Below are 24,751 nucleotides of genomic sequence, written 5' to 3'. Positions count from 1 at the left end.
TAAGGGCGGCTACGCTGCCTTCGGGAGATCCTCCTGCTTGGCGTCGTCGTCGGCGTCTGCTCCGGCGCCGCCCTCGATCACGCTGATGGCGTTCGCGGCGGCTTCCTCCACGGCAGCGGGATCGGCGCTGTCGAGCGTGTCGGTTCCGTCTTCCACGGCGCAGCCGGAGCAGGCGCGGTTGCGGCCGGCCTCAAGCGCGTCGTTGATCGAGCCCGAGTAGATGGTGCCCGAATTCTTGATGTACTGGCAATCGGGGTTGAAGTGGTACACCTCGCCGAACGGCGTCCAGTACGCCAGCCCGTCGTCCGAAAGCACGGCGGCGCCGGCTTCGGCCTGGTCGAGGTCCTCCTGCGACGTCGGATGGTAGTCGATGCCGCTGCCGACGGCGGCCACGAGCGCCACGCCGGCCACGATGGAGCACACCTGCTTCGTCTTCTTGTCCAGGTCCTTGTTCGTTAGCATGAGCAGCAGGATGGGCGCGAACGCGATAACCGCGATGATGACGCCGAGCTCGGTCTGCACCCAGTACGCCAGCTTGTTCTCCTTGGACGCCGGGTTGATGTGGTTCGCGCGCTTCCACAGCTGCGAGCCCACCACCACGAACACGAGGTCGACCACGAGGAAGATAACCACCCAGGTCATCGGCGGGAACTTCGGAAGATACAGCGTGCTGTTCGCCACGAGGATGGCCACCACCTCGAACACGATGCCCAGCACCCACAGCACGATGGCGCCGATGCGGAACGGCAACGCGTTCCCCTTGCGCTCCGCGTGCATCTCCTCGCGCACGGCCTGCGTCGCTGCGCCCGAACCGCCCTGCTTCGGTTTCGCGACGGTCTCCCCGGTTTTCGCGTCAACGAAGTGGCGCTCCTTCGGCTCCTTCTTCTCGGCCGGCTTCTTCGGCGCCTCGCTTGCTTTTTCGTCGTGCTCGCTCGGCTGCTTCTTCGTTGTCATAGGCGTGTCGTCCCCTCTTGTTCTCCTTGAACGGTTATCGATATGATAAGGTACGCGCAGAAGTTGAGAACGGAATAAGCCCAGTTCAACGTATAGTTGAAGCAAGGAGAGAACCATGGATGTGCAGCAGATCGTAGGGCAGTTCGTGAAGGGGGCGGCCGAGGATCCGGAGCAGCTGAAGGCTTTCGGCATCGACCCGGGCGCCGCCATCAAGAACGCGACGGGGCTCGAGCTGAGCGACGAGCAGCTCAAGGACGTGGTGGGTGCCGTGGAGCCCCTGCTCGAGGGCAAGGAGCTCAACATGGACAAGGTGATGGAAGCGGTAGGCGACTTCCTGGGCGACGGCGACATCCTGGGGAAGCTCTCGGGCCTGTTCGGCGGCAAGTAAACGAAAAGCGGCCCCGCCTCCGGAAGCCGAGGCGGGGCCGCTGCGCGATGCGGAGGGGGGCGGCGAAGCGCTTTGGGCGGGTTTCGCCTGCCTCAAAGAACCCCGAACAAGTGCCCGAGCGCCAGCACCATGGGCACGCTGATCAGCACCCGCTCGAGATACACGACGAACAGCTGCGGGAACGAGAAGGGGATCTTCGAGGTCAAGATGAGCGCGCCGATGTCGGTCATGTAGAGAACCTGCAGGATGCAGAGCGTCCCCACCAAGAAGCGCACTTCGACGGAAGCCTGCGCCGCCCCGAGGATGACGGGAACGAATTGATCCGCGAAGCCGACGAGCACGATCGAGCCCACCTCCATGGCGTCCGGAATCCCGAACAGCGAAAGGTAGGCTCCCAACGGCGCGCCGAGGTAGGCGAACAGATCCGTGTAGGTGGCCACCATCAGCGCGACGGTTCCGAATACCATGATGCTGGGCAGCGTGCTCACCGTCATGTTGAGCGCGCTCGTGAGGCCTCGCGACAATGCGGTGCCCAAGCCGGGAGCGCTCGCGGCGCGGGCGAGCGCCTGGCGGCAACCCCAGGCGAGCCGGCCGACGTTCTCGGGAGCCTCTTCGTCTATCTTCTTGCCGACATCGTCGCAGTAGTCGCTCGTCATGGAGCGGATGGGCCAGATCCTCGGCAGCAGGAGTGCCAGGATCAGGCCCGTGATCGCTATCGTGCCGTAAAAGGCGATGAAGTGTCGCCCCAGTCCCAGTATCGAGGCGATCATGGAGCAGAAGCTGATGCTCAGGATGGAGAAGCAGCTGATGATGGTCGCCGCCTCGCGGCCGGTGTAGAAGCCCTTCTCGTATTGGGAGATGGTCAGATAGGTTCCGCAGACGCTCGAGCCGAACCATGAGGAGAGGCAGTTCGCCACCGAGCGGCCCGGTATGCGAAACAGCGGTTGGGCGACGCCGCGCAGCAGCGAGGCGAACAGGTCGACGAAGCCGTAGTCGGTGAGCAAAGGCAGGAACACGCCGCCTATCAGGTACCATGCCGCGCAGGTGGGCGCTACGGTGTGCAGCATATTTCCGCCGGTGCCTTCGGATACCAGTTCCGCAGGCCCGATGCCGAGAAAGACCGCGAGCATCATAGCCGCTCCGCCGACGCGCACCGCGATCCAGAACCTGCTTGGCGAAAAGATGGCGTCAAGGCCGTCGTGCCTGCTGATGAAGGGGATGGGCGAGATGCGATGCCAGAGCGAGAGAACGGCTGAAGCGGAGACCATGCATACGAGCAGCGGGACGGATACTCCTTCCAGCGACGATTTCAGCCAGGATACGATGATGCCCGAAAGCATCTCTTGGCTTTCCCCGTAGCTAACCGGAACCAGGAAGAGCAAAACCCCCGCCGTCGAGGGGACGACGAGCTTTGCGATGTCGATGATGCGTTTCTTATCCATAAGACCCACGTCCGTCGGTTCGGCCTCTTGGCATGCGATTGCGCCCGCGGCGCATGCCGCGCGCGGAGGAGCGGTGCGGCGGGAGGGACGGATACGCCACCCTTCCCGCCGCCTGGATGCGGCTACTTCTGGATGTTCTTCGTCGCGCAGTGGATGCCGCCGCCGCGGATGTTCAGATCCATGGAGTAGATGGGCACGATGGTGCGTCCGGGGTACGCCTCGGCGAGCGCCGCCATCGCCTGCTCGTCGCGTTGGCGGATGGCCTCGGGCTTGCCCTCGCGCCAATAGCTCTGCGCGATCACGACGTCGTTGCAGACCAGGTAGTTGATGTAGCTCATCGCCGGCTGCATGATGATCTCGCCTTCGGGCATGGGGGTGCCGTCGTCGAGCAGGGGCTCCTCGTTCTCAGCGAAGCGCTTGCCCCAGGTGCGGTTCGTCCAATCCTCCGGCGTGGTCGACACGTACTCGGGGATAGGGGCGGGGATGCGAATGATCGTGAGCGGGGTTCCCTCGGCGTCCGTCTCCGACTTGAGGACCTCGTAGGCCGCGTCGCAGCGCTCCTTGGTGATGCGGGCGCTCTCAAGCTCGGAGGCCTCTTCCTCGCTCACTTCCAGCAGCAGCACGGTGCTCTTGTCGACGAAGCGCGCGAGCTCGTCGATGTGGCCGTTGGCCGAGCCGGAGCGGTATACGGGCTTCCCGTCGACGTGGTCGAGCACGCCGAGCGTCGAGGGCTCTTCCTCCCAATGGCACTGCGGCAGCCAGATGACCTTCTCGAGGTTGAAGACGCGCTTGAACTCCTCTTCGACTTCCTCCTTGGTCATGGAGCCGTTGCGCTTGGCAACCTCGGTCTCCTCGATGGCCATCATCACGCCGGCGCCGTTGAACTCCTTGTCGCCGCCCTCGGAGACGAGGCGCGACTCGACGATGTCGTAGCAGCCCAGCTCGATGGCCATATGCGGCGCGAACTTCTTGCACAGAAGCGACATCTCGCTGTCTTCCTCGCCCATGCCGTACATGTCGAAGCGGAAGTGGACGAGGCGCATGTTCCCCTCGTCGTCCCTCATGATGTCGGGGCCGTAATCGCGCATCCAGTGCATCATGTCGGGGATCTGGGTGATGGCGATCCGATCGAGGTCGATGCCGCCCTCGCTCAGCACTTCGCGGCAGCGATCGTAGGTGCCCGGCCATCCGCAGTTGACGACGATGTTGTCCACATGCCCGACGAGCGCCTTGACGACCTGGCGCATGACGCCCTCGGTGTACATGCCGCCGACCGGTTCGATGATGCGGGGCCAGCCGATCACGACCGTTTCCTGGGGCTCGAACTCGCCGGCGTAGCGGAACGTGTTCTCTTTCATTGCGTATCTCCTTTGCTTGCCTTCGCGCACGCGCGCTGACGGAATCGAATGCTTGCTAATGGATATGCGCCGCGCGCGGGGGGGGGGGGGTAGGGCCCTCCTGCGGCGCGGCGGAAATGGGCCGGGCGCTCGGTTAGACCACCACGAACCCGAGCACGAGGTAGAAGAGCAGCGTGAGGCCGCCCGCGATGAGCGCGTAGGGGCGCAAGCTGCGGGTGAGATCCACGGCGTTGGAGCCCAGCTCCTCGCCGATGAACATCACCAGCGCTCCGCGCGGCGAGAGCACCGAGCCAAAAGTGGCCGCCGAGAAGAGCACGGCGGAAAGGACGAAGGGGCTGATGCCCATGGAGTCGGTGACGGGCAGGCATGCCGCCATGAACAGCGCGGTGGTGGGCCAGAACATGCCGGTCAGCGTTCCGATGGCGGCTGCCGCCACGAAGAAGAACGCGAGGGCCGCGCCGGGAACCATGAAGCCCGCGACCGCCTGCACCAGCTCAGGGAAGCCGATGAGCTTCAGTATGGTGGTGAGCGTGAAGCCGACCATGAGGTAGACCGTGGGCTTGAACACGCCGAACATGCCCTTCCAGAAGCTGTCCATGAATTCGGCGAAGGTCATGACCCTCCGTGCGGTAAACCACACCATCTCGAAAGCGATGGCGACGAGGCATGCGATCGCCAGGTCGCCGTCGAGCGCGATGCCCACGGCCAAAAGGACGATCAGGGGGGTTACGAAGTCGAGGGGGCGCGCCTTGAGAGCGGCGTTGTCCAAAAGCCCCTGATCTTCATAGCAGGAGAAGTCGTAAGAGCCTTCGCGCTTCTTCGCGATGGCATGCTTGACGGTGCCGAACGCCGGCATGATGCCCAGGGAGAACAGCACGATGATGGCCGTGAGGATGATGGGGAACACCATGATCGGCATGACTTGCGTCACGAAGTCCATCATGCCGTTGGCAGCGAAGCCCGAACTGACCATGAGCTGCGAGAAGTACACCGACCACGTGGCCATGGGCGTGAACGCGACGAGCGGGATGCACAGCGCCACCACCAGCATGCCCACGACCTCGGCGGGAATGCGGTTCTTGCGTCCGATGGTCTTGCCGTACGAGTCGAGCACGGCGGCCTTCAGGAACTCGTCTGCGTAGACCAAGATGCCCAAGACGACGATGGAGAGCATCGATTTCTTCTCGTTGTTGGCGAAGCGCTTCGTGACCCAGTTGCTGAAAGCGGCGGTGGCGCCGGCGTCCGTGAGGATCTGCGTGACCGCTCCGATGGAGAGCGTGAACACGATGACCCACATGTTGCCGGGCTCGCTGCTCGTTTCCGCGAGGAAGTTGTAGAAGAGCAACGGGATGTTCCAGTCGCCGGTTTGCGCCGCATAGATGATCACGGCCGTGATGATGCCCGCGATGCACGACTCGAAGGCGCGCTTCGATATCATCACGCCTGCGAAGGCGACGATAATGGGGATAAGGCTCACGACGAACATGCTGTCCCCTCCTTTCTACGCGGTCTTACGCGTCGTTGCCCATGACGGCGTAGGTGACGGCCTTGATGGTATGCTGGCGGTTGCCCGCCTCGCGGAAGATGTAGCCGGCGTTGTCCTCGAACACTTCGTCGGTGACCTCGAAGCCCTTGTCGAGGAACGATTGGAGCTCCGGATCGGCGATGGCGCCGATGAGGTTCTGCGCCGCGCTGTGGCCGCTGTTGTGGGTTGCCGGCAGCATGTGGATGAAAATCGCGTTCGGGTTCTTGGTGCGCTCCATGAGCTCGCGGTTGACCTGGTAGGGACGGTACTTGGCGATGCCGGGAAGCCACGTGATGGCCTTGTTGGTGAAAAATCCCCAGTTCTCGGTCGACACGACGTCCGTGCCCTCGATGGCGTCCACATCCTCGGTCTCGAGGAAGCTGCACTCGGGATGGTGCTTCGCGTACAGGTCGTTGATGAGGGCCCTCTGCTCCTCGGGAAGGGCGCCGGACCAGCCGTCGAGCTTGGCTCCCTCGGGAACCTCGCGGCGGAAGGCCACGCGCTCCTCGGGGGTGAGCAGCTCGAGCGACTCCTCGAGCGTCATGTAGGAGGTGATGAAGCGGAAATTCATGCCGAGCATGGCGCAGGCCACGGCGTAGGAGAACGCGCAGCAGGCCCCGCCGCGTCCGATGTAGGTGAACGTCTTGCCGCGGTACCCTTCGCGGCCCCAAACCTCGTCGAGCGTCATGAAGTCGGCGAGCATCTGCGTGGGATGCTCGTGCATGGTGTAGCCGTTGATGATGGGGATCGCGCTTTCGGCGGCCATCTCGACGAGCTGCTCGTGGTCCTTGCCGCGGTAGGCGATGACGTCGTACATCTCCGAGAAGACGCGCATGGAATCCTTGATGGTCTCCTTCGCGCCGAAATGCGAGTTGGAGAGGTACGTGGTTCCCATGCCCAGATCCTGCGCGGACGTCTCGAATGCGCAGCGCGTGCGCGTGGACTCCATCTCGAAGAGCATGAGCATGTTCTTGCCGATGTTCTTCTGCTGGTTCACGCCTTCTTTCTTCTCCTTCTTGAGCTTGGCGGACAGGTCGAGCAGGTGACGGAGCTGCTCGGGCGTGCATTCCTCGAGGGTCAGGAAATGCTTGCCTTTCAAGGAACCTTCTACGTTGGACATGGCTGCCTCCTTTTTGTTATAAACATACATGTTTGTATGTTTTTGGCCAAAAAAATATACCGCTCAGACCAGGCTGCTCAAAAGCACCTCGACGAAATCGGCGATCTCCTCTTCCGAGAAATAGCGGTTCTGCTCGCCCGTGTCCTGCGAGGCGTTGTACGTGTCGAATCCCAGCAGGTTCATGTAGACGGAAAGCGTGAGCATCCGCGCGCTCTTGTCGCGTCGGAACTCCCCGAGATCCTGGCCCCGTTTGATCTCGCCCTCGATCAGCGAGGTGAACTCGCGGTCCAAGCGCGCCTGACGCTCGGCGAGGTCGGAAAGCTCGTCGCAGGCCTCCACCTTGTACAGGATGATTTTGGTGTAGGGGTTGTCGACGTTCTTCTTCAGGAAGTCGCACGTAAGGAAGCTCTTCACGGTCTCGTAGGCGGACTCGAAGTGCCGGTAGCTCGCGTAGATCTCGCGATAGAATTCTTCGTAGCGATCGACGACTTCGTCGAGGATGTCCTTCTTGGACTTGAAGTTCCAGTAGAACGCGCCGCGGGTGAGGCCGACGCGGCGCACGATGTCCTCGAGCGTGGTGTGGGAGTACCCCTTCTCGATGAACAGGCCGATGGCGGAGTCGATGATGAGCTCTCGCGTCTCCTGGGAGTTGTGCTGCCGAACCATATCGCCTCCTCGATGCACCATCGTCTCACCGGATAGCGCGATGATACCCGTAAAATACATTCATGTATGTTTGTTATCGGTAAACGGCGTATTTTTATCGGTGGACGGCAGCCCTGCTGCCTGGCTCGTCATCCGAGCGAAGGCGCTGGGCGCCTTCGCTCAGGAGGCGACGCTAGCCGACGGCGGTCAGCTCGCGGGGGTAGCTGTTGAGCACTTCGCAGCCGTCGTCGGTGACCAGCACGAGGTCTTCGATGCGCACGCCGAACTCGCCGGGCAGGTAGATCCCCGGCTCGATGGAGAACACCATGCCCGCTTCAACCGGCGCGTCGTGCGCGGCCGACACGTCGCCGGGCTCGTGCACGTCGAGGCCGATCTGATGCCCGAGGCGATGGGTGAAGTACGGCCCGTAGCCGGCCTCTTCGATGACGGTGCGCGCCGCCGCATCGATGTCGCAGAAGCGCACGCCGGGGGCCACCAGCTCGCGGGCCGCTTCGTTCGCGCGCCGCACGGTATCGTGCACCTCGCGCTGCTTCTCGGTGGGCTCGCCGAACACGAACGTGCGCGTCATGTCGGAGCAGTATTCGTCCCGACGGCAGCCGACGTCGAACAGCACCACGTCGCCGCTGGCCAGCGGCGTGTCGTCGGGTTCGTGATGCGGGTCGGCGGCGTTCGCGCCGAAGCTGACGATGGGCGTGAACGAGTGTCCCTGTGCGCCCAGTTCGCGATAGATCGCCTCCAGCTGGCCGGCCACGTCGGCTTCGGTGACGCCCTCGTGCACGAGCTGGCGGAAGCGGCCCATCGCGGCATCGTTCGTGGCGCTGGCAGCGCGCATGAGCTCGCGCTCGGCATCGTCCTTGATGGCGCGCGCGTCGTCGACGGCCTCGGAGGCCAGCGCGAAGCCCGCTGCGGTACCGCGGTCCATGAGCGGCAGCAGGAAGCGCGCGGGCAGGTTCTTGTCGCAGCCGAGCGGCGCGTCGGGGTCGCACAGCTCTTCGACGATGGCCAGCGGGTCGTCGGTATCCGTGAACGAGCAGACGGCGCACGCCGCATCGGCCGGGGCGGTGAACAGCGCGTTCAGCACGAGCGTGGGCGGGATGCTCGGAGCGATGATCAGCCCGAGGAAGCGTTCGCCCGGCTCGGCGTAGACGCCGGTGAGGTACTGGATGGAACGGGGATCGCACACGAGCATCTGCTCGAGGTCGCGGCTCGCGAGGTTGCTCCTCACGGCATCGACGCGCTGTTCGTACATGGCGTGGCTCCTAACGTGGTCGTCGGCAGAACCGAACTGCTTGGCTTCTTTGTTCGCTGCGATCATAGCTCATCGAACGCCTCGTGCGGAGGGCGTCCGCCGAATGCGGTGATATTCGGGAGGGCTGGTTCGCGCAGGGGCGTTGGCGTATGATACGGAGCATGGCAAACGGACTGACATACACGCGCAAAACGACCTCGTCCGAAGCGACGAAACAGCTGGCGGCCACGCTTGCGCCCTACTTGCAGGCGGGCGACGTCATCGTGCTGTCGGGCGACCTGGGAGCGGGCAAGACGCAGTTCGTGCAGGGCGTCGCGGCGGGCCTCGGCGTGCGCGATCAGGTGACCAGCCCCACGTTCAACATCCTGCTGACGTATCCGGCCGGCTTGCTGCCGCTGTATCACTTCGACCTGTACCGTCTCGAGGAGGCGGACGAGCTCGAGGACATCGGCTATTACGAGACCATCGACGGCGACGGCGCGTCGTTCATCGAGTGGGGCGAGAAGTTCCCCGAGGCGTTGCCGTACGGCTATCTCGAGCTGTCGCTGCGCGTGGACGACGCGGGCAACCGCGCTGTCACGGCGCATGCCTACGGCGACCGCGCGCGCAGGCTGCTGTTCGTATGGGCGAAGGATTCTAAGTCGCGGCTCATGAAGTGCGCGGGAGGAAATGCGTGAGCGAATTGAACTCGCGTCCTGAGGGCGCGTCTGATCGGGCACGATACGTGCTCGCATTCGATACTGCCAACGAAATCATCGCGATCGGCCTGGGCGTGCTGCGCGCGTCGTCGCAGGCGGTCGAGGTGGTGGCGTCCGTCGAGGTGGAGGCGCGTCGCGCGTCGAACACGCAGCTGTTGCCGCGCATCGACGAGGCGCTGACCGCGCACGGCGTGGCGCGCGAGGATATCGCGTGCGTGACGGTGGGGCGCGGCCCGGGCTCGTTCACGGGTGTGCGCATCGCGATGGCCACGGCGAAGGGCGTCGCGTCGGCGCTCGAGGTGGCGCTGGTGGGCGTGTCGTCGCTCGATGCGGTGGCGTGGAACGCGTGGGCGGCGGGCGAGCGCGGGCCGTTGGCCGTGGTGGCCGACGCCATGCGCAAGGAAGTGTACCCGGTGCGCTACCTGCTGGGCGACGAGGGAATCGAGCGACTCGAGGCCGACCGCGTGGTGAAGGCCGAGCTTGCCGCCGAAGAGTTGGCCGCCGATGAGGCGTCGCTGCAGGTGACGGGCGATGCGCTGCGCAAGTACGCCGAGCTGTTCGCGGCGTGCGGCGCGACGCTGGCGCCCGAGCTGTGGACGCCGACAGGGCGCGGGCTGCTGCTGGCGCTGCAGGCGGCGTGGCGAGCCGGCGAGGCGGACCCGTTCGACGCGCGCCGCCACGATCCCGCGTTCGCGCTGCCCGTGTACACGCGGCTGTCGGACGCGGAGGAGAACGAGCGCATCCGCCTGGCGAAGAACGATCCGAAGAACCTCATGACCGGCGTGCAGGACGTGGCGAAGCGGGCCGACCAACGCGCCACCATGCACGACACCGCCATCCTGAACGCGCAGCCCGACGAGCGCGGCATCACGTACAAGCCGCTCGATGCCGCCCACGCGGCTGCGGTTGCGGCGCTGGAGTCGCAGGTCATGGGTTCGGACGCCTGGAACGAAGCCCTCGTCGCCGACGAGCTCCCCCGCCCCGACCGCGTATGGTGGGCGGCTTACGAGGGGGAGGCGCTCGCAGGCTACGCCGGCGGGTGGATCGTCGACGGGCAGGTGCAGATCCTCAAGGTGGGCGTCGACCCGGCCATGCGCCGTCGCGGCATCGCGCGCGGGCTGCTGGCCCGCGTGGCGGCCGACGCGCGCGACCTGGGCGCGTCAAGCTGCTCGCTCGAGGTGCGCGCGGGCAACGCCGGCGCGCAGGCGCTGTACGCCGCGCTCGGCTTGGCTGCGCTCGGCGTGCGCCCGCGCTACTATTCCGACGGCGAGGACGCCGTCATCATGGAGGGTCCCCTGCCGCAGGGCTTGCACGACGTGGCCGGCATGGAGCTGCACGTGCACGACGCGATGGGCGAGGCGTCCGCGGCTCGCCCCCTCATCCTCGCCATCGAATCGTCCTGCGACGAGACGGCGGCCGCCGTCGTCGACGGCAACGGCACGCTCATCGCCGACGTCGTGGCCTCGCAGATCGACTTCCACGCGCGTTTCGGCGGCGTGGTGCCCGAGATCGCCAGCCGCAAGCACATCGAGGCCATCTGCGGCGTGTGCGACGAGTGTTTCGACGTGGCGGCTGCCGCGCTCGGGGTGGAGCGTCTCACCTGGCGTGATCTCGATTCCGTGGCCGTGACGTACGCGCCGGGGCTCGTGGGCGCGCTCGTGGTGGGCGTCGCCTTCGCGAAAGGCGCGGCCTGGGCGGCCGACCTGCCGTTCATCGGCGTCAACCACCTCGAGGGCCACCTGTACGCCAACAAGATCGGCGCGCCCGACTTCGAACCCCCCGCGGTGGTGTCGCTCGTGTCGGGAGGCAACACGCTGCTCGTGCACATGAAAGGCTGGGGCGACTACGAAACGCTGGGAGCCACCATTGACGACGCGGTGGGCGAGGCGTTCGACAAGGTGGCGAAGGCGCTGGGCCTGGGCTATCCGGGCGGCCCCGTCATCTCGAAGCAAGCCGCACTGGGCGACCCGTCGGCCATCCCGTTCCCGCGCGCCATGATGCACTCGGGCGACCTGCGCTTCTCGCTGTCGGGGCTGAAAACCGCGGTGGTCACCTACATCAACAACGAGCGCGCCGCCGGGCGCGAGCTCAACGTGCCCGACATCGCTGCCAGTTTCCAGCAGGCCGTGGTGGACGTGCAGGTGAGGAAGGCCGAGATGGCGCTGCGGCAAACGGGCGCGCGCACGTTCTGCCTCGGCGGCGGCGTGGCCGCGAACCCCGTGCTGCGCGACGCTTACCAGCAGCTGTGCGAGCGCTTGCGCGTGCGGCTGACCCTGCCGCCCATGAGCGCCTGCGGCGACAACGCCGGCATGATCGCGCTCGTGGCCCTCGACCGCCACAACCAGGGCAAGTTCTTCCCCCTCGAAGCCGACGCCCAAGCCCACGCCAACCTAGACGAGGCGTACTAGGGAAGGGGTGCGCCAGCCTCCCTTCCCGTCGCGCGCGATCTCCCTGCGGATGTTTCACGTGAAACATCCGTTCGTTAATGATGAAACGCGTGCAAGCGCCCCCTTCGGTCCGGAACGTCTCGGAAGATCGAAAGGGGCGCTTCTTCATGAATATCATTTGCTCGCCTTGTTGTGTAGTACTAATAACGATGCATGTATCATGCATAGGATCGTCTCATAGAAGCCACGCACCGCAATCCCCGAGACGTGGCATTCTCCGATTTTGCGTGTGTATGCGATGCTTATTTAAGGGGGCGATGTGACGTGAGCGATGCGAAAAAGTATGCGTATCGGGTGATATGGTCCGAGGAAGACGGCGAATACGTTGGCACAGTGGCCGAGCTACCATCGCTTTCTTGGCTTGCCGAGAAGCCCGAGGAAGCCCTGTCGGGAATTCGATCCCTCGCCTGCGAGGTTGTGGCTGACATGATCGCATCGGGCGAAATACCCCCTGCTCCGATAGCAAGTAGAGGGTATTCGGGCAAATTCCAAGTGCGTATTCCTCCCGAGCTTCATCGCAGGCTCGCAATAGAGGCCGCCGAAGAGAGGGTGTCCCTCAACCGGCTGATATCCGCCCGTCTATCGTGAGCCTCGCTCTTTTGCACCGCTCGCTACGTCGTTGATGAAGCCCCGTAGAGGCGGCAGACAAGCTGGCGTTGGGAGTGGGCGTCGAATTTGGCGAACATGTTTTTCAAGTGCGACTTGAGCGTATTGTTCGAAATATCAAGCTGTAGCGCGATATCGCGTGTCGTCATCCCCGTGAGCAGCAGGTACGCCACTTCGAGCTCTCGAGGTGTGAGATGGCGAGTGGGACAAGCTGGGATCGCGCTAGGTGCCGTTTCGCGTTTGGGAGCCATGCCGGTCCTTTCTCTGGCACAAGGGGCCGATATGCCGCCGGCGGGAGGGGGTGCCGACGGCATAGGTCGAGAGTGAGAGTTACGCGTTCTGTCCCTGTTCCGCCATGTGGTTGACGGCAATGACGCCGAAGGTGAAAGCGGGGCCGATAGTGCCGCCCTCGCCGCCGTACGAGGGGCCGGGGCCGCCTACTCCGGCGCAGTTGCCCATAGCATACAGGCCTTCGATAGGCTCGTTGCTCACGTGCATGACCTGAGCATTCCCATTAAGCTGAGGCCCGCCGATGGTGCCGCAGCATCCGGCGCTGATGGCCACCGCATAGTACGGCGGCTGCTCCATGACCTGAAGATCGAAGGCGGGCTGCCCGGCGGTTCCCACTTCTCCACGGTGGAACAGTGGATCCTCGCCGTCTTTCGCATGGAGGTTGTACTCGTCGACAGTACGCACAAGCTGCTCGGCATTGACGCCGATAAGCGTGCCGAGCTCCTCAAGCGTGTCTGCCTTGAACACGTAGTCATCCTCGGGAATCTCGGGCACCGGATATCCCCACGATGCGCACGTGCCTGTAGGCCCGCCGTTCTGGTCATAGCAAAGCTGATCGCATATCCACCAGGCAGGATCGGCCGTGTAGCCCTCGTCGCCGAAGTTGTTGTAGCCGCCGAAGGTGTTGTTGATGGACATGTAGGAAGAGTCTTCGCGGCAGAAGCGACGTCCGTTCCGATCGACGATGATCGATCCGGGATTGCTGCGCGCCGCGTTGCCCGCCATGGACATAATCTGCCCGTTTTCGCGTGCGTATTCGCCGTGCGCTTGGAAACACGGCATGCCGAACGTGTGGGGCATAAGGCAGAGGTCGGCACCTACCGACTGCGCCATGAGCAGGCCGTCTCCGATGTTCTCGGGCCACGAGAGGCCGTACTTCAGCGGCACGCGCACGTACTTCTCCACCAGTTTTTCGTTCCACTCGAAACCGCCCGTTGCCAGGATGACGCCTTTGTTCGCCTTGATGCGTACTTCACCCTTTTTACCGTCAGCGACGATGCCGATAACGCGAGGGACGGCATCGGCATCGGAGCGGTTCGTGACTAGACGACGTCCACGGGTATTAGTGAGCACCTCGACGCCCAACTGGCTGCATGCGGCGGAAAGCGAGCTGTTCAATCGCGCGCCGCCTGCTTCCGAAACGTCGGCGCCGTCGTTGTCGCCCATCACCTGGCAGCTGCGCCCGATCACGTCCGCGCCTTCCCAGTTCGGCTGGTATTGGCCGTTGCGAGGCAACGGTTGGATGTTCACGCCGTTTGCGGTGAGCGTGTCGATCACTTTCTGCGTATTGTTAAGGTACGCCACCACCAGCTCTTCGTTATCCATGCCCATTTGCATGTGGTCGAGGTAGGTCTTGGAGAAATCGTAGCTGTCGCCGTTCGCGTTCGAGTATTCCGTGTTCGCGAGCCAAGCGTTGCCGCCCGAGAACGCCATCGCGCCGCCCACCATGTTGCGCGCCTCAAGCAGGATCACGCTCATGCCTGCGGCGGCTCCGGCGATGGCAGCGGCCTGCCCCGTGCCGCCGCCCACCACTACGAGGTCGGCCTCTTTGTCCCAGGTACCGCTGTCCGCCACGCTTGCCGCACCGTCCGAGCAGCCTGCAAGCGTCCCGAGTCCCAGCGTGCTGCCAAGTGCGGCGGCACCCAGGAGGAAGTTCCTACGCGTCAGTTCCATGATCATCCCTTTCCTGCGATTGCCTTGATGCCTTTCGGCATGCCGCGAGTATAGGAAGATCTCGGTCAATAGGTGAAATACCGCTTTTCGAAGCGGGAATAGAAAGCCGGAAAGCGGGCATTACGTTTTGTGATACGTGATTGATCAGCGTTTTTCGATAGAAGTACGGCGTGTTAGAATGAACGAGCGTCGTGCGGCGCGAAGGGAGGAACTCGTTCGGGGGCATGCACATGAGACTTGAAACGCTGCGGGAATTCGTCGTATTCGCCAAATGCCAGAGCTTCAGCGCTGCAGCATTGGAGCTGCATTTGTCGCAACCTGCCATGAGCGTGCACATTGCCAATTTGGAGAAGGAGCTAGGTTTTCAGTTGGTCGACCGGAAGCGCGGCACGGAACTCACGCCCGCAGGGCAGCGATTTCTCGCTGGTGTGCAGACGGCGCTTGCCAGCTACGACGAAGCGGTGCGCGCCTGCGACGAGCTCGTGAAAAGCTACCCGGCAGTGCGCATCAAGACCACTGGCGTTATCCCCTTCCTGCCCGATTTGCTGGCGCGTGCGGCCGGTATTCCCTTCGAGCTCATCGAGCTCTCCATCGATTCGCTTGCTCCTCTGGCCGAGCTCGATAAGGAAATCGTCGACATCAGCACATGCTACGATTTCTCCTTTTCGCCTTGTCTTGCCGCCGATGCTGAGCGACGGGGCATCGCGACGGCTCAGGTGGGCGAGGATCGCATTCGCATTTGCATGAAGAAAGACCATCCGCTCGCATCGCTCACCAAGCTGCGGAGGGAAGACCTGCGCGGCGTCGCGGTGGCCATCACCAGCAGCAAATGGTACGATTTCATGGTTGCGCAGGCGCTTCGCTTGTTCGGAGACGATCTCGATCTGACGTTTCGCATGATTCCCGTGGCGAGCCCGCTCGCGCTTCGCTACGTGGATATTGGCGACGCTGTCGCGTACTGCGGCATCAACACCGAGGCGCTCACCGATCGCGACGACGTCGTGTTGTTCGATGAGCTGGACGGCCGTCCGCTCGTGCTCGATCAAATGGTGGCCTACCGGGCCGACGATCCCAATCCGAACGTTCACGCCCTCGTCGAAGCGTTCATGGCGTAGAGTCCTTCCCCCGCTTCTCCCCGTGCCCCATGTCCCTTTGCGTTACGTTTACACGACGCAAAGGGACATGGGGAGGGAAAGTGAGCGTCTCTCTCGGATGTTTCACGTGAAACATCCGTGCTGATTCCCTATTTGGCGCATAATGCCCAATGGGCCGCCCTTCCCGGCGACGTGTTCGGCGCGCGAGCGCCCTTCCGCGTCGCTCCAAGCCCCTCTGCGTGCAGCGAAATTCGACTTTTGGTAGCCCATCCCCGGGTTTCGGCCTCGCAGGATGCCGGCATCGCGGTTTCGGACGGCGAAGCCCCAGGTCGGAGTTTTCCGCGACGGAAGGCCGGGGGTCTCGATTACCAGAAATCGAATTTCGCTGCACATGGAGGGCGGAATCGCGCCGGCGCGGACGTCCCCGGCCGAAGCCCCGGCCGGAAGCGGGGGTGCAGGGCACGATCCGGCGATTATGCGCCAAATAGGGAGTCAAAGCATTTGCTCGAGGGCGTGATCGCGCGCTCCGCCCCCGCATCTTAATCCTTCCTTAACACGCGGGCTTCCATCTTTACGTCGCGCTCATGCGGTTCTTCTTATGCTGGGTTCGTGGCGGCGCTCCCGTACGCGCCGCCACGCCAGGCAACTCGTAAGGAAGGATCATGATGAGTATCGTAACCGGGATCGTTGGGGGTTTGAGCATCGTCGTTGCTCTCTACCTCTTCTCCGTGCTTCTGCGAGGGGGTGATGAACGATGACGGGTGAAGTGTTCGAGTACGCAATCTACCTCGCGCTGCTGGTGGCCCTCGCCATTCCGCTGTCCGCGTATATCAACCGAGTGATGGCGGGCGAGCGGGTGGCCGTGCTGTCGCGCGTGCTCAATCCGGTGGAGAACCTCATCTACCGCGGCATCCGCGTCAATCGTCAGGAAGACATGGGCTGGAAGCGCTACCTGGTGAGCGCGCTCGCATTTTCGGCCATCTCGCTCGTGGGGCTGTTCGCCATCCTCATGCTGCAGGGCGTGCTGCCCGGCAACCCGGAGGGCATGTCCGGCCTCAGCTGGGACCTCGCGTTCAACACCGCCGTCAGCTTCGTGACGAACACGAACTGGCAGGCCTACAGCGGCGAGGCGGCGCTCAGCTACTTCTCGCAGGCCATCGGCCTGACCGTGCAGAACTTCGTCACGCCGGCCGTGGGCATCGCCGTGTTGTTCGCGCTGTTCCGCGGCATCGTCGCCGAGAACGCGTCCGGTTTGGGCAACTTCTGGAAAGACGTGACGCGCGCGGTGCTGTTCGTGCTGCTGCCGCTGTCGTTGGTGGTGGCTATCGTCGATGTCGCGCAGGGCTCGCCCCAGAACCTCTCGCCCTACGAGACGGTGCAGCTGGTGGAGCCGGTGGGCGTCACGGCCGACGGCGACATCGTGAGCGCCGACGACCCCGCGGCCGAGCAGATCGTCACGCAGGAGGCCATCCCCCTGGGGCCGCAGGCCAGCCAGGTTGCCATCAAGCAGCTCGGCACGAACGGCGGCGGCTACAACGGCGTGAACTCCGCCAGCCCGCTTGAGAACCCCACGCCGCTGACGAACCTCATCCAGTGCATATCGCTGCTGCTCATCCCCGTGTCGCTCGTGTTCAGCTTCGGCCGTTTCGTGAACGACCGGCGGCAAGGGCGCGCCCTGTTCGCGGCCCTGTTCATCCTGCTGCTGGCGGGCCTCGTGGCCATCGCGTACTTCGAGCAGGTGGGCACGCCGCAACTCGCGCAGGACGGCGCGGTGTACATGGGCACGTCCGATCAGTCGGGCGGCAACATGGAAGGCAAGGAAACGCGCTTCGGCGTGACGGACTCGTCGCTGTGGGCGGCGTTCACCACCGCCGCTTCGAACGGCGCGGTGAACTCGATGCACGACAGCTTCACGCCCCTCGGCGGCATGGTGCCCATGATTCTCATGGCGCTCGGCGAAGTGGTGTTCGGCGGCGTGGGCTGCGGCCTGTACTCGCTGCTCGGGTTCGTGCTGCTCACGGTGTTCATCGCCGGCCTCATGGTGGGACGCACGCCGGAGTATCTCGGCAAGAAGATCGGGCCGAAGGAGATGCGCATGGCGGTGATCCTGTGCGTCACCACGCCGCTCGTCATCCTCGTGGGCGCAGCCGTCATGTGCCTCGACCCCGCCACGGTCGACAGCCTCACCAACTCGGGCGCGCACGGATTCTCGGAAGTGCTGTACGCGGCCATCTCGGCGGGCGGCAACAACGGCTCGGCGTTCGCGGGCCTCAGCGCGAACACGCCCATGATCAACGTGGTGTTGGGCGTCGAGATGCTGGTGAACCGCTTCATTCCGCTGGCGGCGGCACTCGTGCTGGCCGGCGGCTTGGCGAAGCGCTCGAAGGTGGCGACGAGCGCAGGAACGCTGTCCACCTGCAACACCATGTTCGTGTTCCTGCTGATCGTTATCGTGCTGCTGGTGGGTGCGCTCACGATGTTCCCCGCGCTTGCGCTGGGTCCCATTGCCGAGCATCTTCAGATGGTGCTCGGGTAAGGCAAGGTGAATGGAGCTATGACTACAACAACTTGGGAAGACGCGGGCGCTCGCAGCCCCCGCGGCAATCGGAACGACGGCGCCATGAACGCGCTCGCGAAGCGCGCGGTGCGCGACGCCTTCGCGAAGCTCGATCCCCGCGAGCAGGCGAAGAACCCCGTCATGCTCATGGTGTACCTCTCGGCCATCCTCACGCTGGGGCTGTTCGTGCTGGCGCTGTTCGGCGTGACGGACTCGCATCCGGCGTTCGTGCTGGCCATCTCGGTGGTGCTGTGGCTCACCGTGCTGTTCTCGAACTTCGCGGAAGCGTTGGCCGAGGGCCGCGGCAAGGCGCAGGCCGACTCGCTGCGCGCCGCCAAGCGGGACGTGGATGCGCACAAGATCAACCAGGGCCAGCTGGCCAAGGGCATGCATCTCGACGACCCGGCCGAGTTCTTCCGCCTGAACGCGAGCGAGGTGAGCTCGGCGCTGCTCAAGAAGAAGGACCTGTTCTTCGTGGCGGCGGGCGAGCAGATTCCCGCCGACGGCGAGATCGTCCTGGGCGCGGCCTCGGTGGACGAGAGCGCCATCACGGGCGAGTCTGCCCCGGTCATCCGCGAGTCGGGTGGCGATCGCTCGGCCGTGACCGGCGGCACCACGGTGCTGTCCGACTGGCTGGTGGTGGAGGTGACGGCCGATGCGGGCCACAGCTTCCTCGACCAGATGATCGCGATGGTGGAATCGGCCTCGCGCAAGAAGACGCCGAACGAGATCGCCCTCGAGATCCTGCTCGTGGCGCTGACCATCGTGTTCCTCATCGTGGCCGTGGCGCTGTTCCCGTTCAGCGCGTTCACGGCCGGGCAGGAGGGCGCGGCGAACCCGACGACGCTCACCTCGCTCATCGCGCTGTTCGTGTGCCTGGCGCCCACCACCATCGGCGCGTTGCTGTCGGCCATCGGCATCGCCGGTATGAGCCGCCTCAACCAGGCGAACGTGCTGGCCATGAGCGGCCGAGCCGTGGAGGCCGCGGGCGACGTGGACGTGCTGCTGCTCGACAAGACGGGCACCATCACGCTGGGCAACCGCCAGGCCGCCGCGTTCATCCCGGTGGACGGCGCGTCGGAGCGCGACGTGGCCGATGCGGCGCAGCTGGCCAGCCTCACCGACGAGACGCCCGAGGGCCGCAGTATCGTGGTGCTGGCGAAGGAGCTGTTCGACATCCGCGCTCGCGAGCTGGAGGGGTCGGGCATGGAGTCCATCCCGTTCACGGCGCAGACGCGCATGAGCGGCGTCGACTTCGGCGGCCATGAGATTCGGAAGGGGGCGGCCGATGCCGTCAAGAGTTATGTGGAGTCGCACGGCGGCACGTACAGCGCTCAGTGCGCCGGCATCGTTGAGGATGTCTCGCGCGCAGGTGGCACTCCGCTGCTCGTTGCTCGCGATCATCGTATTCTGGGCGTCGTGCATCTGAAGGACATCGTGAAGCAGGGCATCAAGGAGAACTTCTCCGACCTGCGCACCATGGGCATCAAAACCGTCATGATCACGGGCGACAACCCCATGACGGCGGCGGCCATCGCGGCCGAGGCCGGCGTGGACGACTTCATCGCCGAGGCGACGCCCGAGACGAAGCTGGCCGCCATCCGCGGGTACCAGGCCGAGGGCCACATGGTGGCCATGACGGGCGACGGCACGAACGACGCGCCCGCGCTCGCGCAGGCCGACGTGGCCGTGGCCATGAACAGCGGCACCCAGGCGGCGAAGGAAGCCGGCAACATGGTGGACCTCGACTCCAGCCCGACGAAGCTCATCGACATCGTGCGTATCGGCAAGCAGCTGCTCATGACGCGCGGCAGCCTGACCACGTTCTCCATCGCGAACGACGTGGCCAAGTACTTCGCCATCATCCCGGCGCTGTTCGTGCCGCTGTACCCGCAGCTCGAGGCGCTCAACATCATGCAGCTGGGCAGCCCGTCGTCGGCCATCCTGGCGGCCATCATCTACAACGCGCTGATCATCGTGGCGCTGATCCCGCTGGCGCTCAAGGGCGTGAAGTACCGCGAGGGCACGGCGCAGAGCCTGCTCACCCGCAACCTCGTGGTGTACGGCGTGGGCGGCGTGGTGCTGCCGTTCGTGGCCATCAAACTGTTGGACATGGCGTTGGTGGCCATCGGCGTGTAGCCCTTTTTCACGGGTCCGGCGAGCCAACTCGCAGGACGAAAGCGCGGGCGGCCGGGCACAAGCGGCCGCCCGCCGGCGGAGCTACTATCGAAAGGAAGCGAACCGTAATGAGCAAGTTTAAGACCTGGGGGAGCGCAGCGCTGTTCTTCGTGGCGATGACGCTGCTGTGCGGCGTGCTGTACACGGCGGTTACCACGGGCATCGCGCAGCTGCTGTTTCCCCAGCAGGCGAATGGGTCCATCATCGAAGTGGACGGCGTGAAGTACGGCAGCACGGTGGTGGGTCAGGAGTTCTCGGACGACGATCATATGTGGGGGCGTCCCACGAACGCGAACGTCAGCACGTTCACCGACGATGCGGGCAACCCCGTGATGTGGTACGGTCCCTCGAACCTGAGCCCGGCCAGCGACGAGTTCGACCAGCTCGTGGCCGAGCGCGTGGAGAAGATCCGCGAGGCGCACCCGGAGAAGGGCGACCGCGCCATCCCGAGCGACCTCGTGACGTGCTCCGGCAGCGGCCTCGACCCGCACATCTCGCCGGCCGCCGCCGAGTACCAGGTGGATCGCCTCGCGAAGAACACGGGCAAGAGCACGGAGGAGGTTCGCGACATCATCGAGCAGTGCACCGAGCAGCCCCAGTTCGGCGTGTTGGGCCAGGCGCGCGTGAACGTGCTGAAAGTGAACCTCATGCTCGACGGCGTGCTGTAGCAGGGTTCCGGCGGTCTGACGGCCGCCGGAACGGGCCGACAGCCGCGCCGCGAAGCAAGTCCCCGAAGGGAGCCCCTCGCTGGCTCACTGCGCCAACCCGTGATCCGCTCGACAACCGACGAGGAATGGTGCGTGCTATGATGAGCGGCGCGAAAGGAAAGGACGATCATGACCGATACGAGGTGCGACGGCTTCGACGCCCGGCGCGATCCCGATGCCATCCTGCGGCAAATCGAGGAAGCCGAGGCCACCGAGGGCGACACGCGCGGCAAGCTCAAGATATTCTTCGGTTATGCAGCGGGCGTCGGCAAGACGTACGCCATGCTCACGGAGGCCCATGAGGTGTTGGCGAAGGGCTACGACGTGGTGGTGGGATACGTGGAGCCGCACACGCGCGTCGAGACGATGGCGCTCGTCGACGGGCTCGAGCAGATTCCCCCGCGCGAGCTGCGCCATCGCGGCATCACGCTGAGGGAGTTCGATCTCGATGCCGCCTTGGAACGCCGCCCGCAGATCATGCTCGTGGACGAGCTGGCCCACACGAACGCCCCGGGCGGCCGTCACAAGAAGCGCTACCAGGACGTGGAGGAGCTGCTGCGCGCCGGCATCAACGTGTTCACCACCGTCAACGTGCAGCATCTCGAGGGGCTCAACGACAAGATCGCCGCCATCACGCACGTCAGCGTGGCCGAGCGCATTCCCGACCGGCTGTTCGACCAGGCCGCGTCCGTCGAGCTCGTCGACATCGAGCCCGACGACCTCATCGAGCGCCTGGAGGCGGGCAAGATATACCTGCCCGAGCGCGCGAACACGGCGCTGGCCAACTTCTTCTCGCGCAAGAACCTGGCGGCGCTGCGCGAGATCTCGCTGCGCCGCATGGCCGACCGCCTCACGCGCAAGGGCGAATGCGTGGAGGCCGGCCGCCACTTCGAGGTGGGCGAAGACGTGCTCGTGTACGTCACGGCCGATGCGGGCAACGTGAAGGCCATCCGCGAAGCGGCGAACATGGCGGAGGCCTACCACGGCGCGCTCACGGCGCTCATCGTGGAAACGTCGCGCGACAAGCGGGTGGAGGGCGAGGTGCGCGGCCGCCTGCGCGCCAACACCGACCTTGCCGAGGAGTTGGGCGCGCACGTGGTCACGCTGTACGGCGAGGACATCGCCCAGCAGATCGCGCAGTATGCCGAGACGGCGGGCATCGCGCACATCGTGGTGGGCAGCACGATGGGGCTGCGCTCGCTGGCGCTCGGCCGCGAGGGGCTGGCGAACCGGCTCATGCGCCACGTGCACGGCGCGGTGGTGAACGTGGTTCCGGTGCGCGACCTGCCGGTGCAGTACGGACGCCTGCGCGAGGCCGCCGGCCTGCGCCCCACAACGGGCGACGTGTGGAAGGCGCTGGCGGCCGTGGGCATCGCCACGGCACTCGGCATGGGCGTGTACGCCATCGGGCTGTCGTCGTCGGTCATCCTCATGCTGTACCTGCTCGTGGTGCTGTTCGTGGCCACGAAGGCCGACGGGTTCTTCTACGGGCTCATCGCGTCGCTCGGCAGCATGCTGGCGTACAACTTCTTCTTCACCACGCCGCGCTTCACCTTCAACGCCTACGGGCTGAACTACCCGTTCATCTTCGGCTTCCTGCTGCTGGGCACGCTGGCGGCCTCGTCGCTGGCCGTGCGCATGAAGCGCCAGGCCATCAGCACCACGCGCCGTGCGTACCGCACCGAGGTGCTGCTGGAATCCAGCCGGAAGCTGCAGGCGGCGCCCGACGTGGACACGTGCTTCCGCCTGGCGGCGCAGCAGATCATCAAGCTGTTGAACCGGCCCGTGGTGATGTACCGGCTGCACGACGGCGTGCTGGGCGCGCCCGAGGTGTACGACGTGCCGGGCACCGTGGGCGACGGCTCGTCGGCGGCGCTCGTGTCGCCGGGCGAAGCGGGCGTCGCGGCGTGGGTGGCCTCGAACAACGAGCGCGCGGGCGCCACCACCGAGACGTTGGCCGACGCGCGCTGCCTCTACCTGCCCATCAGGGCGAAGGATGCCGTGTACGGCGTGGCGGGCCTCGTGGTGGACGGCGCCGACGACGAGGATTTCGGCGGCTTCGAGAAGAACCTGCTGCTCATGGTGCTGGACGAGTGCGGCCAGGCCGCCGAGCAGATCAGCCTCGAGCGCGAGCGCCGCCACATGGCCGTGCGCGTGGAGAAGGAGACGCTGCGCTCGAACCTGCTGCGCACCATCTCGCACGACCTGCGTACGCCCCTCACCAGCATTTCCGGCGACGCGGACGTGCTGCTGCACGAAGGCGGCGCGCTCAGCGAGGAGCAGAAGGAGCGCCTGTACCGCGACATTCACGACGACGCGTGCTGGCTGGTCACGCTCGTGGAGAACCTGCTGTCCATCACGCGCATCGACAACGGCACGCTGCAGATCGCCCGTCAGCCCGAGTTGGTGGGCGAAGTGGTGCGCGAGGCGCTGCAGCATACGGATCGGCGCGCCGAGCAGCGCCGCATCGACGTGCTGCTGGACGACGAGCTGCTCATGGCCCAGATGGACGCGCGCCTGATCATCCAGGTGATCATCAACCTCGTGAACAACGCCGTGTCCTACACGCCGCCCGACGGGCGCATCGTCGTGTCGGCCCGTGCGGTGGCGGCGAGCGGCGGCGAGGGGCCGCGCGTGCGCATCGGCGTGTCGGATGAGGGCCCCGGCATTTCTGAGGAGGAACGCACGCATCTGTTCGACCTGTTCTACAATGGTTCCACCGGCAAACGCGGCGACAAGAGCGGCGACTTCAAGCGCGGCTTGGGCCTCGGGTTGCCGCTGTGCCATTCCATCGTCGACGTGCACGGCGGCGTGCTGGAGGTGCGCAACGTCGAGCCGCACGGCAGCGAGTTCTGGTTCATGCTGCCCGCCGTGCAGGCCGACGACGTGATTGCCGAGCGCATGAACGAGTCCGAAGCGTCCACGACGGAGGAGCGCCATGGCTGATGGCTACAGGATACTGGTGGTGGAAGACGACACGGCGGTGCGGCGTCTCGTGACGACGACGCTCAACCTGCACGGGTACGCCTGCCAGGAGGCCAAGACGGCCAACCAGGCGCTGCTCGAGCTGTCCACCCAACCGCCCGACCTGGTGGTGCTCGACCTGGGGCTGCCCGACCGCGATGGCGTGGAGGTCATCCGCACGCTGCGGGAATGGTCGGCGCTGCCGGTCATCGTGCTGTCGGCGCGGCTGGAGGACGCCGACAAGGTGGAAGCGCTCGACGCCGGCGCCGACGACTACCTCGTGAAGCCGTTCTCCGTCGAAGAGCTGCTCGCACGCGTGCGCGTGGCGCTGCGCCGGCTCGACCGCGAGCGCGCCATGCGCGGCCAGGCCGACGACGCGGTGTACGAGAACGGTGGTCTGAGCATCGACTTCGCGGCCGCGTGCGTGCACCGCGACGGCGAGGAGATCCACCTCACGCCTATCGAGTACAAACTGCTGTGCCTGCTCGCGCGCAACACCGGCAAGGTGCTCACGCACAACTACGTGCTCAAGGAAGTGTGGGGCAGCGCGCTCGCGTCCGACCGCTCGTCGCTGCGCGTGTTCATGGCCACGCTCCGCAAGAAGATCGAGCCCGACCCCGCGAACCCCCGCTACATCCAAACCCACGTAGGAGTAGGCTACCGCATGATGCGCGTAGAGTAAGGCGCGTTCTTTCGCGAGCCCGGGCATCCTCTGCGCTTTCCTGCGCCGCGCAACCCCGCCCGCCAAACGAATTTGCCGAAATGCCGGGAATATTTGCTTCAATCCGCACCTCTGATCAGCGAGAATGATTGTGATGAAACCGCTGCGGAAG

General features: G+C 65.1%; 19 protein-coding genes. 10 read left to right on the top strand and 9 right to left on the bottom strand.

The genetic code is table 11. The features are described from left to right. Window positions 1–9: 9 nt before the first annotated feature. The gene (locus tag GS424_RS16480; protein ID WP_160941039.1) at window positions 10–954 is read right to left on the bottom strand and encodes a hypothetical protein; all 945 of its coding nucleotides are present in this window, start codon (window positions 952–954) and stop codon (window positions 10–12) included. Between the two features lie 115 nt (window positions 955–1,069). On the opposite strand from GS424_RS16480, the gene GS424_RS16475 reads away from it, so the two are divergent. Next, window positions 1,070–1,342: a homocitrate synthase gene (locus tag GS424_RS16475; RefSeq protein WP_160941040.1), complete on the top strand. Its 273-nt coding sequence runs from the start codon at window positions 1,070–1,072 to the stop codon at window positions 1,340–1,342. Between the two features lie 92 nt (window positions 1,343–1,434). Here GS424_RS16475 and GS424_RS16470 read toward each other — a convergent pair whose 3' ends face one another. The 6 genes from GS424_RS16470 to GS424_RS16445 form a co-directional block, all read right to left on the bottom strand. Further along, complete coding sequence (locus tag GS424_RS16470; protein WP_160941041.1) at window positions 1,435–2,784, bottom strand: YjiH family protein; 1,350 nt, start codon at window positions 2,782–2,784, stop codon at window positions 1,435–1,437. Between the two features lie 122 nt (window positions 2,785–2,906). After that, entirely contained in the window at window positions 2,907–4,142 is a 1,236-nt protein-coding gene (locus GS424_RS16465; RefSeq protein WP_160941042.1) for an agmatine deiminase family protein, read from the bottom strand. 133 nt (window positions 4,143–4,275) lie between these two features. Beyond that, on the bottom strand, window positions 4,276–5,628 hold the full coding sequence (locus GS424_RS16460) for a Na+/H+ antiporter NhaC family protein (RefSeq protein ID WP_160941043.1): 1,353 nt from the start codon (window positions 5,626–5,628) through the stop codon (window positions 4,276–4,278). A gap of 25 nt (window positions 5,629–5,653) precedes the next feature. Next, complete coding sequence (locus GS424_RS16455; RefSeq protein WP_160941044.1) at window positions 5,654–6,787, bottom strand: Rossmann-fold NAD(P)-binding domain-containing protein; 1,134 nt, start codon at window positions 6,785–6,787, stop codon at window positions 5,654–5,656. 63 nt (window positions 6,788–6,850) lie between these two features. After that, the gene (locus GS424_RS16450) at window positions 6,851–7,453 is read right to left on the bottom strand and encodes a TetR/AcrR family transcriptional regulator (protein WP_160941045.1); all 603 of its coding nucleotides are present in this window, start codon (window positions 7,451–7,453) and stop codon (window positions 6,851–6,853) included. A 172-nt stretch (window positions 7,454–7,625) separates the two neighbouring features. Continuing rightward, window positions 7,626–8,768 (bottom strand): M24 family metallopeptidase, encoded by a 1,143-nt coding sequence (locus GS424_RS16445; RefSeq protein WP_244977596.1) that lies wholly within the window; start codon window positions 8,766–8,768, stop codon window positions 7,626–7,628. Between the two features lie 95 nt (window positions 8,769–8,863). Between GS424_RS16445 and tsaE the strand changes: the two genes are divergently transcribed. The 3 genes from tsaE to GS424_RS16430 all read left to right on the top strand — a co-directional run bounded on the left by tsaE (window position 8,864) and on the right by GS424_RS16430 (window position 12,435). Further along, on the top strand, window positions 8,864–9,379 hold the full coding sequence (tsaE, locus tag GS424_RS16440; protein ID WP_154332384.1) for a tRNA (adenosine(37)-N6)-threonylcarbamoyltransferase complex ATPase subunit type 1 TsaE: 516 nt from the start codon (window positions 8,864–8,866) through the stop codon (window positions 9,377–9,379). After that, on the top strand, window positions 9,376–11,808 hold the full coding sequence (gene tsaD, locus GS424_RS16435; protein WP_160941046.1) for a tRNA (adenosine(37)-N6)-threonylcarbamoyltransferase complex transferase subunit TsaD: 2,433 nt from the start codon (window positions 9,376–9,378) through the stop codon (window positions 11,806–11,808). The genes tsaE and tsaD overlap by 4 nt, the downstream gene beginning before the upstream one ends. A gap of 303 nt (window positions 11,809–12,111) precedes the next feature. Continuing rightward, complete coding sequence (locus GS424_RS16430; RefSeq protein WP_160941047.1) at window positions 12,112–12,435, top strand: type II toxin-antitoxin system HicB family antitoxin; 324 nt, start codon at window positions 12,112–12,114, stop codon at window positions 12,433–12,435. A 23-nt stretch (window positions 12,436–12,458) separates the two neighbouring features. Here GS424_RS16430 and GS424_RS16425 read toward each other — a convergent pair whose 3' ends face one another. Together GS424_RS16425 and GS424_RS16420 are read right to left on the bottom strand one after the other, a co-directional pair. Then, window positions 12,459–12,704 (bottom strand): helix-turn-helix domain-containing protein, encoded by a 246-nt coding sequence (locus tag GS424_RS16425; RefSeq protein WP_160941048.1) that lies wholly within the window; start codon window positions 12,702–12,704, stop codon window positions 12,459–12,461. A gap of 79 nt (window positions 12,705–12,783) precedes the next feature. Then, the gene (locus GS424_RS16420; protein WP_160941049.1) at window positions 12,784–14,418 is read right to left on the bottom strand and encodes an FAD-dependent oxidoreductase; all 1,635 of its coding nucleotides are present in this window, start codon (window positions 14,416–14,418) and stop codon (window positions 12,784–12,786) included. Window positions 14,419–14,642: 224 nt separating this feature from the next. On the opposite strand from GS424_RS16420, the gene GS424_RS16415 reads away from it, so the two are divergent. From GS424_RS16415 to GS424_RS16390, 6 genes are all read left to right on the top strand, one after another. Next, window positions 14,643–15,533 carry a LysR family transcriptional regulator gene (locus GS424_RS16415; RefSeq protein WP_160941050.1) on the top strand — a complete coding sequence of 297 codons (891 nt, stop codon included), beginning with the start codon at window positions 14,643–14,645 and terminating at the stop codon, window positions 15,531–15,533. 733 nt (window positions 15,534–16,266) lie between these two features. Next, complete coding sequence (kdpA, locus tag GS424_RS16410; RefSeq protein WP_160941051.1) at window positions 16,267–18,048, top strand: potassium-transporting ATPase subunit KdpA; 1,782 nt, start codon at window positions 16,267–16,269, stop codon at window positions 18,046–18,048. A gap of 18 nt (window positions 18,049–18,066) precedes the next feature. Beyond that, entirely contained in the window at window positions 18,067–20,208 is a 2,142-nt protein-coding gene (kdpB, locus tag GS424_RS16405; protein ID WP_160941052.1) for a potassium-transporting ATPase subunit KdpB, read from the top strand. Between the two features lie 107 nt (window positions 20,209–20,315). Beyond that, window positions 20,316–20,915, top strand: a complete 600-nt coding sequence (gene kdpC / locus GS424_RS16400; RefSeq protein ID WP_160941053.1) for a potassium-transporting ATPase subunit KdpC — start codon at window positions 20,316–20,318, stop codon at window positions 20,913–20,915. A gap of 168 nt (window positions 20,916–21,083) precedes the next feature. Further along, complete coding sequence (locus tag GS424_RS16395) at window positions 21,084–23,900, top strand: sensor histidine kinase (RefSeq protein WP_160941054.1); 2,817 nt, start codon at window positions 21,084–21,086, stop codon at window positions 23,898–23,900. Further along, entirely contained in the window at window positions 23,893–24,600 is a 708-nt protein-coding gene (locus GS424_RS16390; RefSeq protein ID WP_154332379.1) for a response regulator, read from the top strand. Before GS424_RS16395 ends, GS424_RS16390 begins: the two co-directional genes overlap by 8 nt. Window positions 24,601–24,751 lie beyond the last annotated feature (151 nt).

It is taken from the genome of Eggerthella guodeyinii (assembly GCF_009834925.2).
Lineage (GTDB): Bacteria > Actinomycetota > Coriobacteriia > Coriobacteriales > Eggerthellaceae > Eggerthella > Eggerthella guodeyinii.
Note: the sequence above shows the minus strand (reverse complement) of the source record. Positions and strands in the feature narration are given on the sequence as shown.

Coding starts and splice junctions, on each gene's coding strand:
- GS424_RS16480 (WP_160941039.1), bottom strand. CDS start 954: ATGACAACGAAGAAGCAGCCGAGCGAGCACGACGAAAAAGCAAGCGAG.
- GS424_RS16475 (WP_160941040.1), top strand. CDS start 1,070: ATGGATGTGCAGCAGATCGTAGGGCAGTTCGTGAAGGGGGCGGCCGAG.
- GS424_RS16470 (WP_160941041.1), bottom strand. CDS start 2,784: ATGGATAAGAAACGCATCATCGACATCGCAAAGCTCGTCGTCCCCTCG.
- GS424_RS16465 (WP_160941042.1), bottom strand. CDS start 4,142: ATGAAAGAGAACACGTTCCGCTACGCCGGCGAGTTCGAGCCCCAGGAA.
- GS424_RS16460 (WP_160941043.1), bottom strand. CDS start 5,628: ATGTTCGTCGTGAGCCTTATCCCCATTATCGTCGCCTTCGCAGGCGTG.
- GS424_RS16455 (WP_160941044.1), bottom strand. CDS start 6,787: ATGTCCAACGTAGAAGGTTCCTTGAAAGGCAAGCATTTCCTGACCCTC.
- GS424_RS16450 (WP_160941045.1), bottom strand. CDS start 7,453: ATGGTTCGGCAGCACAACTCCCAGGAGACGCGAGAGCTCATCATCGAC.
- GS424_RS16445 (WP_244977596.1), bottom strand. CDS start 8,768: ATGATCGCAGCGAACAAAGAAGCCAAGCAGTTCGGTTCTGCCGACGAC.
- tsaE (WP_154332384.1), top strand. CDS start 8,864: ATGGCAAACGGACTGACATACACGCGCAAAACGACCTCGTCCGAAGCG.
- GS424_RS16425 (WP_160941048.1), bottom strand. CDS start 12,704: ATGGCTCCCAAACGCGAAACGGCACCTAGCGCGATCCCAGCTTGTCCC.
- GS424_RS16420 (WP_160941049.1), bottom strand. CDS start 14,418: ATGGAACTGACGCGTAGGAACTTCCTCCTGGGTGCCGCCGCACTTGGC.
- GS424_RS16415 (WP_160941050.1), top strand. CDS start 14,643: ATGCACATGAGACTTGAAACGCTGCGGGAATTCGTCGTATTCGCCAAA.
- kdpA (WP_160941051.1), top strand. CDS start 16,267: ATGACGGGTGAAGTGTTCGAGTACGCAATCTACCTCGCGCTGCTGGTG.
- kdpB (WP_160941052.1), top strand. CDS start 18,067: ATGACTACAACAACTTGGGAAGACGCGGGCGCTCGCAGCCCCCGCGGC.
- kdpC (WP_160941053.1), top strand. CDS start 20,316: ATGAGCAAGTTTAAGACCTGGGGGAGCGCAGCGCTGTTCTTCGTGGCG.
- GS424_RS16395 (WP_160941054.1), top strand. CDS start 21,084: ATGACCGATACGAGGTGCGACGGCTTCGACGCCCGGCGCGATCCCGAT.
- GS424_RS16390 (WP_154332379.1), top strand. CDS start 23,893: ATGGCTGATGGCTACAGGATACTGGTGGTGGAAGACGACACGGCGGTG.